The 13,617-nt window shown below is 52.6% G+C and carries 12 protein-coding genes; 9 read left to right on the top strand and 3 right to left on the bottom strand.

The window, feature by feature from the left end; all coding sequences use genetic code 11:
- Positions 1-49 precede the first annotated feature (49 nt).
- Positions 50-661 (top strand): bifunctional adenosylcobinamide kinase/adenosylcobinamide-phosphate guanylyltransferase, encoded by a 612-nt coding sequence (cobU, locus tag HJG54_RS06675; protein ID WP_316434061.1) that lies wholly within the window; start codon positions 50-52, stop codon positions 659-661.
- A gap of 254 nt (positions 662-915) precedes the next feature.
- The gene (locus HJG54_RS06670) at positions 916-1,329 is read left to right on the top strand and encodes a hypothetical protein (protein WP_316434060.1); all 414 of its coding nucleotides are present in this window, start codon (positions 916-918) and stop codon (positions 1,327-1,329) included.
- Position 1,330: 1 nt separating this feature from the next.
- On the opposite strand, the gene HJG54_RS06665 is transcribed toward HJG54_RS06670, so the two are convergent.
- Entirely contained in the window at positions 1,331-2,260 is a 930-nt protein-coding gene (locus tag HJG54_RS06665; RefSeq protein WP_316434059.1) for a PfkB family carbohydrate kinase, read from the bottom strand.
- The gene (locus tag HJG54_RS06660) at positions 2,261-3,019 is read right to left on the bottom strand and encodes a sugar transferase (RefSeq protein ID WP_316434058.1); all 759 of its coding nucleotides are present in this window, start codon (positions 3,017-3,019) and stop codon (positions 2,261-2,263) included. It abuts the gene before it with no gap.
- Positions 3,020-3,392: 373 nt separating this feature from the next.
- Here HJG54_RS06660 and rsmI point away from each other — a divergent pair, with 373 nt between their 5' ends.
- Entirely contained in the window at positions 3,393-4,268 is an 876-nt protein-coding gene (rsmI, locus tag HJG54_RS06655; protein ID WP_316434056.1) for a 16S rRNA (cytidine(1402)-2'-O)-methyltransferase, read from the top strand.
- Between the two features lie 269 nt (positions 4,269-4,537).
- On the top strand, positions 4,538-5,731 hold the full coding sequence (locus tag HJG54_RS06650) for an HhoA/HhoB/HtrA family serine endopeptidase (RefSeq protein WP_316434055.1): 1,194 nt from the start codon (positions 4,538-4,540) through the stop codon (positions 5,729-5,731).
- A gap of 164 nt (positions 5,732-5,895) precedes the next feature.
- On the opposite strand, the gene murJ is transcribed toward HJG54_RS06650, so the two are convergent.
- A complete protein-coding gene (murJ, locus tag HJG54_RS06645; RefSeq protein WP_316434054.1) occupies positions 5,896-7,509 on the bottom strand; it encodes a murein biosynthesis integral membrane protein MurJ in 1,614 nt (537 codons plus the stop codon).
- Positions 7,510-7,783: 274 nt separating this feature from the next.
- Here murJ and HJG54_RS06640 point away from each other — a divergent pair, with 274 nt between their 5' ends.
- The 5 genes from HJG54_RS06640 to HJG54_RS06620 all read left to right on the top strand — a co-directional run bounded on the left by HJG54_RS06640 (position 7,784) and on the right by HJG54_RS06620 (position 13,607).
- Positions 7,784-8,449: a ferritin-like domain-containing protein gene (locus HJG54_RS06640; protein ID WP_316434053.1), complete on the top strand. Its 666-nt coding sequence runs from the start codon at positions 7,784-7,786 to the stop codon at positions 8,447-8,449.
- 372 nt (positions 8,450-8,821) lie between these two features.
- Positions 8,822-11,464 (top strand): type II CAAX prenyl endopeptidase Rce1 family protein, encoded by a 2,643-nt coding sequence (locus tag HJG54_RS06635; RefSeq protein WP_316434052.1) that lies wholly within the window; start codon positions 8,822-8,824, stop codon positions 11,462-11,464.
- Positions 11,465-11,721: 257 nt separating this feature from the next.
- Positions 11,722-12,309, top strand: a complete 588-nt coding sequence (locus HJG54_RS06630) for a sigma-70 family RNA polymerase sigma factor (protein WP_316434051.1) — start codon at positions 11,722-11,724, stop codon at positions 12,307-12,309.
- A 97-nt stretch (positions 12,310-12,406) separates the two neighbouring features.
- The gene (locus HJG54_RS06625) at positions 12,407-13,000 is read left to right on the top strand and encodes a cupin domain-containing protein (protein ID WP_316434049.1); all 594 of its coding nucleotides are present in this window, start codon (positions 12,407-12,409) and stop codon (positions 12,998-13,000) included.
- Positions 13,001-13,145: 145 nt separating this feature from the next.
- A complete protein-coding gene (locus HJG54_RS06620) occupies positions 13,146-13,607 on the top strand; it encodes a VOC family protein (protein ID WP_316434048.1) in 462 nt (153 codons plus the stop codon).
- Positions 13,608-13,617: the final 10 nt, after the last annotated feature.

Below are 13,617 nucleotides of genomic sequence, written 5' to 3'. Positions count from 1 at the left end.
CGTTGTTAGATTATGACTTTTCATAACAAATTTGATCCGATTTGATTCTATGAATCCTGAAGATGCTGGCAAAAAGACTGATAGAGCCAATCACGAAGCCAATCCTGCGGGTCACTCAACCCGGTCATCGCTGATTTTGGTGACCGGCGCGGCTCGCTCAGGCAAAAGTGAATGGGCTGAAGCGCTGGCGGCTCAATCGAGTAGATTCGTCACCTATGTGGCCACAGCCCAGCTCGATCCCGACGATCTAGAATGGCAGGCTCGGATTAGGCAACATCAGCAGCGCCGTCCCGCCGATTGGAAAACTCTGCATGTGCCGCTAGACCTAGCAGCAACTCTGCGTCAAGCTGAAGCCTCTGAGTGCCTGTTAGTTGACTCGCTCGGCACTTGGTTGGCGAATTGGCTGGAGCAGGACGAATCGACTTGGGAACAGACCGCACAAGAGCTACTGGACAGTCTGGCTCAAACTGTGGCTCAAGTCATCTTTGTTGCGGAAGAAACTGGCTGGGGCGTGGTGCCCGCCTATCCAATCGGACGCACTTTCCGTGACCGCTTGGGCAAGTTAACTCGGCAGATCGGAGCGTTGGCAAATCCGGTTTACCTAGTTGCGGGTGGGCATGTGCTCAACCTCAGCCAGTTGGGGACACCACTGCCGCATTAAGACAAACTGGATGAATCGGATTAACCCAAGCCGAGCAAACCTGAATCTAGCAGACATGAGCTTAGCAAACATGAACCTTTGCTCACCTTTCCTTACGAACCTTAAGGTTTGCTCAAGATTTTAAACCTGGGGATAGAGGCAGAACTCGATAGCATGAAGATAACTTGAGTACTAACTCCGCGCTAAACAGGCATTTCTTTACAATTTCGTTACAGCTTGCTTTTCTTTATTCCTTACAGTACGACAACAGCACCATGGCATCCCCCGAACAAGTTAAACAATATCTCGCCTACTGGTTTCAGCTAGGTAAGCCATTGATCTTCGATCAGGGGGAGTCGGTGTTACCGCAACCCGTGGTTGAAGGCGATCACTATAGTCCAGAATTTGAAGCGTGCTGGCAGCGAATCCTGGTGTCAGGAGGTAGCAATTGCTATTTAGACGGAACGATTCAAACTATTGGTGAACTGCTCTCCGAAAAATGGGAAATGGCTGGGTGCGCTCGTTGCAGTATGCCCGTACCGATGTTGAGTTTAGGCGTGCAGTCGGGTCCTTGTCCGTGTTTTGACTTGCCTACCTGGCCGAATCTGGATTTGCCTTTGCCCCGCTTGCCAGTTGATAGCCGCAGTCATCTGGAGCAGATTCGCGCTCGTCTCTCTCGGCAGCAGTAAGTTATTCATTAGGCTGTTGCCCGTCTGTCTCCATCCATCGCCGGGTTCCGAAGGACTGACAGGCGCGAGTTGCAATTTGGCTGGCGGCCTGAAGGGCCGCAACAAAGCCAGTTTGCAAAATGAAGTGGCAAAAAGCACCGTGGAAAATATCTCCAGCCCCCAGCGTATCGGCGGCGGCAATTTTCGCTACGGCAACCTCGCCGCTCTTGCCTTGACTCCTAAAAAGAATCGGCTGTTCGCCCCGAGTAATGGCGATATGGGGAATTTCTAAAGATTCGAGGTAGTGCAGGGTGTCCCTTGGGGTGTGGCAGTGGGGTGGACGAAAGTTGGCCGAGCAGATTGCATAGTCGGCATAAGGCAATACCAACTCAAATCCGGATTTCCAACTGCCGCCATCAATCACAACTGGAATTGACAACGCCTTAGCTTGATGGGCAATTTCCTCAGCCACAGCCATTTGATGTCCATCGATCAAAACAACATCGACGGCCTTGAGTGCTTCAGCAGGAATTTGAGCAGCTGAGGCTTGAGCCTGAACTGCATTGATGGAAATAACAGCCCGTTCGCCGGTTGAGTGAGTCACCAAGATGGAAGAGGTGGGCAGCGGTTCGGAGCGATTGGGCTGGAGGTCGAGGATTTGCAGCTGCCGTTGCTGTAGTTCGGCTAAAACAAATCGACTGACGGGGTGGCAGCCAATCACACCCATCAGTCGCGCTGAGTTGAAGGAATATGGGTTGGATAGAGTTGGGTTAGATAAATTCGATAAATACTGATTCGATAAATGCTGAAAGGTGATGGCGGCGTTTGTGGCGGGGCCTCCGGCCGCGAGTAGGTAATCCAGCGCAACCAACTTTTGATTGGGTTGGGGTAGGGCTGTCGTCAGGTAGATGAAATCGAGCGTTACTAACCCAACAAACAGCCCTGTTGCCATCTAACACGCGCCTTTGCGATGCAATACAACCTGAATCGTCTTCAAGATTAGTTTTACATCATAGGCGATTGACCAGTTGTACATGTAGCGCAAATCCATATCCACAATTTGTTCAAAATCACTGATGCTGGAGCGTCCATTTGCCTGCCATTCACCGGTAATACCGGGCTTGACCTCTAAGCGCTGCCAATGCCGATTGTTGTACTTCTTCACCTCATCGACAGTCGGAGGGCGAGTTCCTACCAGGCTCATATCACCCAGCAGCACATTCCAGAATTGGGGCAGTTCATCCAAGCTGGTGCGCCGCAGAAACCGTCCTACCCGCGTGATCCGAGGATCATTGTCGTTCTTGAACACATGGCCGTTGGCCTGATTTTGCACCGTATGCTTGAGCTGTTCCGCATTCACCACCATCGAGCGAAACTTCCAGATGCGAAACTGCTGCCCGCGCCAACCGCAGCGAGTTTGGCTATACAGGATGGGACCAGGATTATCCAAATAAATGGCAATGGCGATCGGCAGGAAAATTAAAGCCGTTAAAGTTAAACCTACGAGCGCACCCAAAATATCAAGGCAGCGTTTAGTACGACTGTAAACTGAAGGATGGACATCAGCCGACATCGAAGAAGCCGAATTAGAAGAGAATCCAGCCACGGAGGAGAAAATCAAATAGGCCTTGGAGTGAGTCGTCATGGTTAGCGTGTCAGGCGAAAGCAGTGCAAATTTGTTTATTAATCGGTCAATCAGACAGTCGGTCAATCAGATAGTCAGTAGTCAGTAGTCAGAACTCGATTGTTACCATAGGTCTTAATCGAACCCTCCTACTGAGTAGTATGATCCGTTATTCCAACTGACCAACCCGTTTTACGGGAGCTTTATTAAGGCTTTACCTATTTGCAAGGTTTTTAGAAGCCCGACCGTATTATCCGCAGTATCCAGTTAAATTTGCTACATGCTCTAGTGGCTTGAGCTGCTGATTGATTAATCTAAGCCGAGTTCCGGATTGGGTTGATTTGCTTGAATTCTCCTGATTGGACCAACGCGACACAATTGGCTACAATCACCAGGCTCAGATCAGCCAAGCCACTAATTCAAAAAGCGCAGACCCTTGTGAGTGCTAGAGTATGGGTGTTTGCTGCCCCAAGAAGCTGATATGGAAATTCAGGCCGGAACGCTCTACATTGTTGGCACGCCGATTGGCAACCTGGAGGATATGACCTTCCGAGCCATTGATACGCTGCGACAGGTAGACCTAATTGCGGCTGAAGATACGCGCCATACCGGGAAACTACTCCAGCATTTTCAAATCACGACGCCCCAGATCAGCTATCACGATCACAATCGACGGAGCCGGCTGCCCGAATTGCTGCAACGGCTACAGCAAAAGCGCAGTATTGCTCTGGTTACTGATGCCGGCATGCCGGGGATTTCCGATCCTGGCTCTGAACTGGTGCAAGCTTGTGTAGAGGTGGGCATTCCCGTGGTGCCGATTCCGGGAGCCAGTGCCGTAACCACAGCCTTGAGTTCGGCTGGCTTACCAACCGAACGGTTTGTGTTTGAAGGTTTTTTACCGACCAAGGGCCAAGAGCGGCAGGATCGGTTAGAACAACTGCGAACCGAGCCGCGCACGATTGTTGTTTATGAAGCTCCCCATCGGCTGAGGCAAACCTTGCACGATCTCATTGCGGTCATGGGAACTGAGCGCTCGATTGTCCTAGCTAGAGAACTGACCAAGCTGCATGAACAGTTTTGGCGTGGCACTCTGGCGGAAGCTGTGGCCTATCATCAAACCCGCGAACCGCAGGGCGAATTTACTCTAGTTTTGGCCGGATACCAAGCCGCTCAACCGCAACTTTCTGAATCGGCTTTGTTGGCAGAACTGCAGCAGTTGATTCAGCAGGGCGTATCTCGTTCTCAGGCTAGCCGTCAGTTGGCGCAGCAAACGTCGCTTTCGCGTCGCCAGATCTATCAGTTGGCCTTAACAATTCCAGAGGTTGAATCGGACTGATTGGCGCTGGAACAGAACAAGGTGGGCTAACCGAACTGGATTCCCCTTGTCAGCAGGGAATTGTCCGTTTTTAGAATGAAACTGCAAGCCTGTTGAGCACGGTTGCTTTGCGAGGATTTGGGGATTTTAGCTAGGGTCCTAGCTGGGATTCTAACTGTACTGAAGCAGGCCGCCGAGTCGAGCGAACCTTCCGGTGACCTATTATGTTGCTAAACGTGCTGCCAAATAGGTTTGCAGGTGTCCTTTCAGTCTTTTTGGGTCTACGACGGATGATCACGCGCGTACTTTCGGTTGTTTTAGGTGTGTTGCTGGCGTTTTCGGTTTCGGTATCTCCGAGTTGGGCACGACCTCTCATAGGTCAGACGCAGGCCAGCGGTACGAATCAGATGATTGCGCAAGCGGTGCCTCGGCGAGGCAGTTTTGTGGCAGCAGCGGTGGAGAAGGTGGGGTCAGCGGTAGTGCAAATCAATACGGAACGCACGATCACACGCCAACCCGATCCCTTCTTCAGCGATCCGTTTTTCCGCCGTTTCTTTGGCTTTGGCGATGGCATGATGCCTCAGGGGCCGTTTGAGGAACGCTTGCAGGGGCAAGGTTCTGGCTTTATCGTCAACAGCGATGGTACGATTCTGACCAACGCCCATGTGGTGGCTGATGCCGACCGGGTGACGGTGATTTTGAAGGATGGTCGCCGCTTGGATGGAGTGGTGCGCGGGGTGGATGAAGTCACCGATCTGGCTGTGGTGCAGGTAAGAGCGGGTGGGCTGCCGGTTGCGCCCCTAGGCGATTCCGATCAGGTGCGGGTAGGAGACTGGGCCATTGCGGTGGGCAATCCATTTGGTCTAGACAACACGGTAACGTTAGGCATTGTCAGTACGTTAAATCGCTCTAGCGCCAGAGCTGGCATTCCCGACAAGCGGCTGGACTTTATTCAAACCGATGCGGCCATCAATCCGGGCAACTCCGGCGGACCACTGCTGAACGAAGACGGTGAGGTGATCGGCATTAATACCGCCATTCGGGCTAACGCTTCTGGAATTGGGTTTGCCATTCCGATCAACAAAGCCAAAGAAGTTATGCCCCTATTAGCACGCGGAGAGAAAGTCTCCCATCCATACCTGGGTGTGCAAATTATGACGCTGACGCCTGACCTAGCCAAGCAGAACAACAGCGACCCGAATGCAACCGTGATGCTGCCGGAGGTTTCTGGGGTGCTGGTGATGGGCGTAGTACCCAACTCGCCTGCCGCCAATGCCGGAATTCGTCGCGGGGATGTGATCACCCAAATCGATGGTCAAACTATTACCGATGCCGAGCAATTGCAAAACCTAGTAGACCGGAGCGGTGTGGGTAAATCTCTGCGGGTCACGATCAGACGAGGCAACGGAACCCAGCAGATTTCGGTCCGGACCGCAGAGCTACAGGCACAAGCCAGTCCAACCAGTCCAACCAGCCCGTTCTAGATATAGCACAGTTTGGTTAGGGCATTTTTGTGGGGGCGCTCCGCGCCCCCACAAAAATGCCCGTGTCCTAACTTATGTAACTAAAGCTCTATAAATTTGGGAATCAGGTAGTTGGCAGCCACGTCGCCATCTGCCTGATTTTTGTTTGAGCCGCCTGAAGCTACCTAGCGGCCAAATCGCTGTCGGAGTCGGGCTACGAGTTGATCGACTTCGGGTAGGTCAGTACGAGCCGCCAAAACCGCAAACACGCCCAAACCAACGGCCCCCGCTACGCTCAGTTGAATCAGCTGAACCAGCAGTCCTTCTGTGCCTAGCCACACTTCCAACCCCCAGCGGGTGGCCCAGCAGACCAGTCCTGCAATCACGCTGCTCAGCGTCAACTGCACCAACGGCCCTGCCCACTCGCGCCACGGCAAACCGTTGATCTTGCGATCCAGCACCAGCATCAGCCAGCCCATCGAGATAATGTTCACGCCCACGGTAGCTAGCACCAGACCAGCCGCTCCGAATGCTTTGATCAACAGAAAATCCAGCAGGGCATTGAGAAAAATATTGACGACGCTGATGCGAAACGGGGTATCGCCATCCCCCAGGGCATAGAAAACCCGCACCATGACATCGCGCCCCAAGTAAAAGAACATGCCGATTGCATAGGCGATCAGCACCTGAGTCACAATCAGCGACGCCTCTTGGTCAAAGGCAAACCGTTCGTAGACCACCCGCACAATCGGAAAGGCCAGCGCAATGAATAGGGCACTGAGCGGCAGCATGGTTAGGGCCGTCAGCAGCAGCCCTTGCCGGATTCGCAGTTTGAAGTCGGTCCAATTGTCGGGAGTGGCCAGACGCGACAACAGCGGTAACAGCGGCACCAAAATCACGTTGGAAATGATCCCCAGCGGCGTTTGGACCAGCAGATTGGCGTAGCCCAAAGCAGCCGCAGCCTGGGGAATAAAGGAGGCAAAAAACAAATCAGTATAGACATTGATTTGCAGCATGCCGGAAGACAGGGTGGCGGGTCCCATAATCCGCATCACCTCGCGGACGCCGGGCTGGTGAATGTTAAACCGCGGTCGCAACCTGCCTAAACCGGCTCGCCACTGGGCTGGTAGCTGTACGAGCCACTGCAAAACAGCTCCTGCCAACGTGCTCCAGGCCAACACCATGCCACCAATCAGAGCATACTCTGGTGCCGTCATCTGGGGACCAAGCTGCGCGGCCAAAATCCCCAAGCCGATCAGCACTGTTAGGCTAGAAAACAATGGACTCACCGACGGCAGCCAGTAGTGATCTGCCGCATTCAGCGCCCCGAAGCCAATTCCGATCAAGCCAGCCAGCACCGCCATCGGAGCCATAATCCGAAACTGCTGAATCGCAATGGCGCGAGTCTCCTGTCCGACCGGGGTTTGACCAAGCCCGGGAGCGACAATGTCAATCAGCGGCTCGGCAAACAGAATCAGCAGCACCGTCACTACCAGCAAAACACTGACCACCAGCGTCGTAATGGTTTCGATCAGCGGGGCGACTTCTTCCTGCTTGCGCTTCGACAAGACGCTAACAATGGCGCTATGAAAGGGACCGTTGATGCCGCCCAGCAAAATCAGCAAGAAGCCGGGAATCACATAGGCGTAGTTGTAGGCATCGGCAGCCACCCCGACCCCAAATGCCGCTGCAATCGCCTGCTGACGAAACAGCCCAAATACCTTGCTCAACAGCGTTGCGACGGCCACAATGCCAGCAATCCCCGCCAGCGAGCGCCCGGTTTTTTTGGCGTTAGACACAGTGTCTCCCACAGTTAGCGCGACAAATCTTCACCCATTTAACCACTACCCATCCCCGATTACCTAATTCCAGATGCCCTGTATTCCAGATGTGCTGTATTCCAGATGCGCTGGCAATTTGCCAATGAATCAGTCCACTGCTCAATCCACTCTCAAACCTGCTGCGTATTAATAGCAAGGAAGCCGAAGTCAAGCAGCGCTGTTTTTTCTTCTTTGGCTGGATTCCTAAATCTATTCTCTATTCACATCTCACATCGATCCTTAGGAGACCTCAATGAGACACAACAGCGATGGCTCAAGTGGCCTGATTTTGCCTTGCCGTAAATCCCTTTCTCGTCGCGGTGTTTTGGTTGGCGGTGCGGTGGCAGGTCTATCGAGTGCGATTGGACTCTCGGCCTTAGCCCGTCCGAGTCGGGCCAGTACAGCGGACCAAGCCAACGATGCCAAAATTCTCAACAATGCGCTGTACTATGAGCATCAAGCAATTTGGGCCTATCAGTTTGCCGCCACAAAGCTCAGCGACACCGAGGTGGGACGGGCGGTGCTAGCCCTGGCAAAACGGAATATGACCGATCATATGGCGCACCGTGACGCCTTGGCCGAGGCTGTCCGCAGTTTAGGCGCAACGCCCGTGATGGCAGAAGATAGCTATGATTTGTCAGCTTACATTCAGCGGGGCGAAGGCAACCTCGACTCCGATGTCAATATTGCTAAGCTAGCGCTAGCGCTGGAAACCGATGCGGCCATTGCCTACACCACTGAAGTTGCCAGCCTCAAAACCCCAGCCTTGATCAGTGCCGGAGCCAGCATTGGTTCTACTGAATCGGCCCACGCTACCGCCATTCGAGCAGCCTTTATTTCCTTGGGCGTTGGGATTGATTACGTGCCTGCATCGTTTGTCAGTGCCGATACGCGCACGGACTGGGTGCTGAAGGTATGAGGAATTTGTCAGCATAACATTAATTCAATTTGCAATGGTCAAGCCGTAAGAACGGAGAGAAGTAAGTCTATGGCTATAACTGAGGAAAGATTGAAACCTTGGGGGCAAAGGGTTTCTTTCTTGGTGACAGCTCTCAACTTGTTCCTCTCCATTTCCTAATTCAGAGCATCCCGACAAATTTCTTAGTCTTTCTTGCTAAAGAACCCGATTCCGCGGAAGGCAAACGAGAACCGCCTCATGCCTTCCCTTTTTTGGTTTAAATTCACCTTTGGTTTAAATTTACCGAGGCGCGCCGATCCATCGCCTGCAAGTTAAAATCCTTGTTATTTTCCTTTGCTGGATCAGCAGGAAATTTGGATCTAGGGCAACCCTATGGCATCACAGCAACCTATAAACGCAACTCTACAGCGAACCTTAAAATGGATTGTCCTGCTGGTGATCAGCGCAGTCGCAACCACTCTTCTGCATGGCTCGTTGCACGCTGGGCAACCGCACCTATATCCGTCACAGTATGCTTCCACAGTGACGGCTCCCTTCAATCAACCCAGCTATTACCCGATTATGGCTCAGCCGCCAGCATCCTATCGTCCTGTGGGTGAGTGGGTGGGGCGGTTGATTTTGCCCACCGTGGAGCAGTATCAGCAGATGGCCCAGAGCACACAGGAAACCGATTGGGTCTGGATGGAGGTGGAGGTGGCACCTGCCGACGCCAGCAATTGGGTGGGACAAGTTGTGCGATTAGCTTGGCAGCCAACGCCCCTAGCGCAAGCCTATGTCAACAAAGCCTCACGCGATGTGCGATTCGCGCCAGAAGTACAAAAAACGCTGGAAGCGGGCATCCTTCATCCGGTCCGGTTAAATGGGCGTGATCGGGTCGGCCCACTGCAATCGCTGGCGGGTGCGCGTCCTTTCGATGATGTCACGGTTGTGTTGCGAGGTGACGTTCAGCGAGAGGATATGGAGATATCAATAGATGATTTATCAAATCATTCATCTTTAAATTTACCCAATAATTCACCTACCCTGCGAATCGTCCGCGAACCCGTGCAGGAAACCGGACGCTACTACGGGTTGGTCCAATTTGTTGAGCCAGTGCTGCCGGACAACGCGGCCTTGCCAACCCAATGTCCAGGCAGTCCACCCTGTACCAGCGATTGGATGCGGGTACGTCACTACAACCCAGTTTCTCGCCAATTTGATGGGGCTGAAGAAATCATTCGGATTCCGCAGCAGCCCCAAGACAAAGATGGCGTCTACAACATGACGACCCGCGATCTGGCCCAATCTCCGACAGGCGAGGCTGGTTGGTATATCTCAGGAGCACTCGATCAGGCAGGCGTTTTTACCGTACAGGCTATGCAGCCCCGCTCGATGGTGCAGCTTCAGCCGCAGCAGACGGTACTAGGGTTTCGCAGAGGACTGGATTACATCAACTTCCGCAACTGGGAAACCGTAGAGACGCGCAAGGGAACGATTCAGACGGTATTGGTCGATCCAACGGTGAACCGCTCAGGTGATGCTCTAGTAGACTGGCAAGAGGGCGAGCGGGTGCTGGTGATGCACTTGTTTGGTGGACGGGGTGGTAATCATGCAGCTCATGAATCTTTGATTTTAGGAACCTACGCAGGCCACTTCTCCTTTGGCTTGGGGCGAGTTGTGCGTGACCCCTTCACGAATGATTTGATCTTCGACATTGATTACCTCCAGGTCTATGGTAACGGCTCAGATGGAACCATCTCCGGTGCCAATACCTGGCGCAACTATATGGGCAATTTGATACGCGGCAAAGCAGGCACTCGCCCGGTTTCAGATGTGCTAATCAAGCTGGATACGCTCACCGAAGACTACAACTTCGGCGGCACGCGGCTGTCGTTTTTTAATGAGTTGCTGGGCGAACTCAGCCTGATCGGTGCGCGCTATCGGATTGGCGACGGCAGCGGTGATTCTACGATCACGTCGGCCACCTCTTGCGTCCAGGATTCAGCCCAAGGGTTATTTTTAGCCATGCAGCGCTTTCGTCAAACGATTGAAGCCAACCCCCAGGTGATGGAATGGATGCGAGCCAATCCCAACGATCCGACAACTCAACGATTTCGACGGCTGGTGAAATTGGGGACCGACTTAGCAAATCATTTGACGCCCATGGGCGTGGTGCGCTGGGATTGGTCTCAGAATGCCGAAGTGCTAATGGGAGTGCGCTCGGAAGATGAGCAATTTATCAGCATCGATGATTTCCAGATTCGCAATCTGCTGACCGGACTGATTAGCTGGCGCACAGCCTTACCTCGTCAGGCCCACGATGAGCTGAGCATGTTGTTTCTGACTAACAGTGCTAAGCTGTGGTTTCTGCGCCCCAACCAAATTGGCGGCAACGATCCGGGCATTGAGCCGTTGGAAGCAACGCTGGCGATGGGTGGTTGGAAGTTGCCCTTCACCCAAATTCCCATTTTTTCAGTTTTGATTAATCGCACCTTTGGCGGCGTGACCATTCCTACTGCCATTGATTGGTTGATCACACTAGCTGTTTTGCTGGGATTCGGTATGCTAGCTTTTGCCATTACCCAAACCGCCTACATTGCTTCACCGCTCAGTTCCGCAACCCCTTTCCTCTCTTGGCAACCTAGCCCTTTACCCTGGCATCAATCGCTACTTACACTAATTCGCTTTCTATTTGTTCCTGCTCTATTGAAGGAGTATGTATTCCGGGTTTTGTTGATTCCCTATCCTAAGCCGTGGGTTTCTACATTTACCTGGTGGAGCTGGGCGCTGTTAGCCTTGGGGATCTATATGGTCTATCATCTGCTGTCTGCTAGGCTCAGACGTTCAAAAGCTGCCACCAGTCCGATTTTGCTGGTACTAGTGGCGCTACTGGGCTTGGCCTGCACAATCGCCTATCGCTGTACCGGTTCGTTATGGACGATTACGGTGATTCACTGGGCTGCGGTGAGCATTTGGTGGCTGCTGTTGGGAGGACAGCAATGGCATAATGCAGCACTCCGCTTGGCGAAACCATGACTGGCAGATTCCAACCAGTCCAATGACAAGGTACTGGGTTATGCGATCGTGTTTCCAACCAGTACAATCATCAAAATTATCGTGGCTCAAGTTGTCGCAACCTGGCCTCCGGGATAGAGCAGTTCGTTCATAACCAACTATTAACAACGAGTAAATCATAAAAATCTATCTATAGAGGGTTGCTTTTGAAATTCTTATCATGTATGTGCCGCTTAAACTTGTAGAGACTAAGGGATAATAGGGTACGTCTTTTCGGGATGAACAAACGTCCCTCTGTAATGGCAGCCCCATCCAGTCCGGAATCCGCCATCATTGAACGAATTGCTCAGCAAGACCAAATTGCTCTGTCTGAGTTATACGATCGCTATGCGCGGGTGATTTATGCCGTTGCCTATAAAAGCCTGAACTCGGTCGAAGAATCAGAAGAAGTTGTTTTGGATGTGTTTGCCCAAGTTTGGCGAATTGCCAGTCAATACAAGCCGGAGAAGGGACGAGTTGACACCTGGCTATTTATGCTGGCCCGCAGTCGCATTCTCGACCGATTGCGCTCGCTGCAACGAGTTAGTAAGAAAACAATGGCTTCTGTCGAGGCTGCACAGATCCAATTTAACCAACACACCGTAGATCCAGTTGAGGATGCCCTAATTGGAGAAAGACGCACCCAGGTGCTGGCCGCCTTAGAGCAGCTTCCGGTAGAACAGCGGCAAGCCATTGAATTGGCCTACTATAGTGGGCTGAGCCACAGCGAAATTGCGGCTGCCACCGGACTTTCACTGGGAACCGTCAAGACGCGAATTCGGTTGGGATTGACCAAGCTGCGAGATCGGTTAGAGGCATGGTCCTGAAGCGCAAACGCTGGACTTTGGAGTCAGGGGTGAAGCCAGGGAAACGAAAAATTTAGAATTCGCAGGCTAGAATGAAACTACGAATCGAGCAAGACCTATGGAACGGCAAGAGATATCCGAGCAGGCGGCGCTCTACGCCCTGGATGGGCTGGTAGAAGCTGAAGGTGCTTGGATTGAGACAGAACTAGCAAGCTCAACTGCTTGGGCAGACGAATTGGCCCGCTTCCAAACAACTGTTGCGGCTCTGGCCTACAGTGCCCCTGCGGTTCCAATGGCGGCTGATTTGAAGGAGCGGCTGCTGCAGCGGATTGCCGCTGAGCCACTGCCGTCGCCAGTTTCTCCCCTTACTCCTACAGTCATCGAAGAGTTGCGGCAAAAGGCAGAAGCAATCCAATGGCGACCCTATGACCTCGCACCCCAGACGAAAATAGGCACGCTGTTGCAGGATCCAGATACACGAGAAGTGCAGTGTTTTGTCCGGGCGGTTGGAGCAGTGCAGTTTCCCAATCATCGGCACGCTCAGCCTGAAGAAATTATTGTGTTGGAAGGCGATCTGGAGATTGACGGTCAGATGTACGGTCAAGGTGATCGCGTCTGTTCGCAGGCGGGAACAGAACATCGGCCAGTGACTCGCAATGGGTGCCTGCTGTTTCTGCGCGCCTCGCTCGATGATGAAATTTTGTCATTCTGACTTGAGTAGAGCAGTTGAAAATAACTGTAATGGCCTTGGTAATTTTTTTAGCAATGACTTCAGTAATGTTGATGTATGAATATTGGTGTATGGTAAACAACCCGGTCACTCGCTCTACTGACTTGTAACGATTGGAGAGTAGCTTATGGCAGAGCAATTGATCACAGCTCAATCAGCCCTGCGGCCAGGAATGCTGCGTCGAGTGCATCACATTGCCTTACATGTTCATGACATGAACGCATCCCGTCACTTCTATGGCCAAATTTTAGGACTGCGGGAATTGCAGGGCGAAGAAGTCCCAGAGACTCTGAAGGCATTGTTTGAAGCAGGCGAAGCGGCCAATTTCGTCACACCCGACGGCACCGTGATTGACCTGTTTTGGAAGCCGCAGCTCGAACCGCCTGACCCCGATCCAGGCAAAGAATTCACCCGTGCGGGACACTTAGCCTTTGATATTGATCCAGCGTTGTTTGATCAGGCTGTCGATGTCCTGCGCCAAAACCAAATCCCGATCGATCATGGCCCGGTAAGCCGCCCAACCGGTCGAGGCATCTACTTTTACGATCCGGATGGCTTCTTGGTCGAAATTCGCTGTGATCCGGTCTAGATGCACCTAA

The sequence above is a fragment of the Leptolyngbya sp. NK1-12 genome (assembly GCF_032598965.1).
Lineage (GTDB): Bacteria > Cyanobacteriota > Cyanobacteriia > Elainellales > Elainellaceae > Elainella.
Note: the sequence above shows the minus strand (reverse complement) of the source record. Positions and strands in the feature narration are given on the sequence as shown.

What these genes read in the sequence shown, in the direction of transcription:
- HJG54_RS06665 (WP_316434059.1), bottom strand. Translation starts at nt 2,260, where the DNA reads ATGGCAACAGGGCTGTTTGTTGGGTTAGTAACGCTCGATTTCATCTAC.
- HJG54_RS06640 (WP_316434053.1), top strand. Translation starts at nt 7,784, where the DNA reads ATGAGACACAACAGCGATGGCTCAAGTGGCCTGATTTTGCCTTGCCGT.
- HJG54_RS06630 (WP_316434051.1), top strand. Translation starts at nt 11,722, where the DNA reads ATGAACAAACGTCCCTCTGTAATGGCAGCCCCATCCAGTCCGGAATCC.
- HJG54_RS06625 (WP_316434049.1), top strand. Translation starts at nt 12,407, where the DNA reads ATGGAACGGCAAGAGATATCCGAGCAGGCGGCGCTCTACGCCCTGGAT.
- HJG54_RS06635 (WP_316434052.1), top strand. Translation starts at nt 8,822, where the DNA reads ATGGCATCACAGCAACCTATAAACGCAACTCTACAGCGAACCTTAAAA.
- HJG54_RS06670 (WP_316434060.1), top strand. Translation starts at nt 916, where the DNA reads ATGGCATCCCCCGAACAAGTTAAACAATATCTCGCCTACTGGTTTCAG.
- cobU (WP_316434061.1), top strand. Translation starts at nt 50, where the DNA reads ATGAATCCTGAAGATGCTGGCAAAAAGACTGATAGAGCCAATCACGAA.
- HJG54_RS06620 (WP_316434048.1), top strand. Translation starts at nt 13,146, where the DNA reads ATGGCAGAGCAATTGATCACAGCTCAATCAGCCCTGCGGCCAGGAATG.
- HJG54_RS06650 (WP_316434055.1), top strand. Translation starts at nt 4,538, where the DNA reads ATGATCACGCGCGTACTTTCGGTTGTTTTAGGTGTGTTGCTGGCGTTT.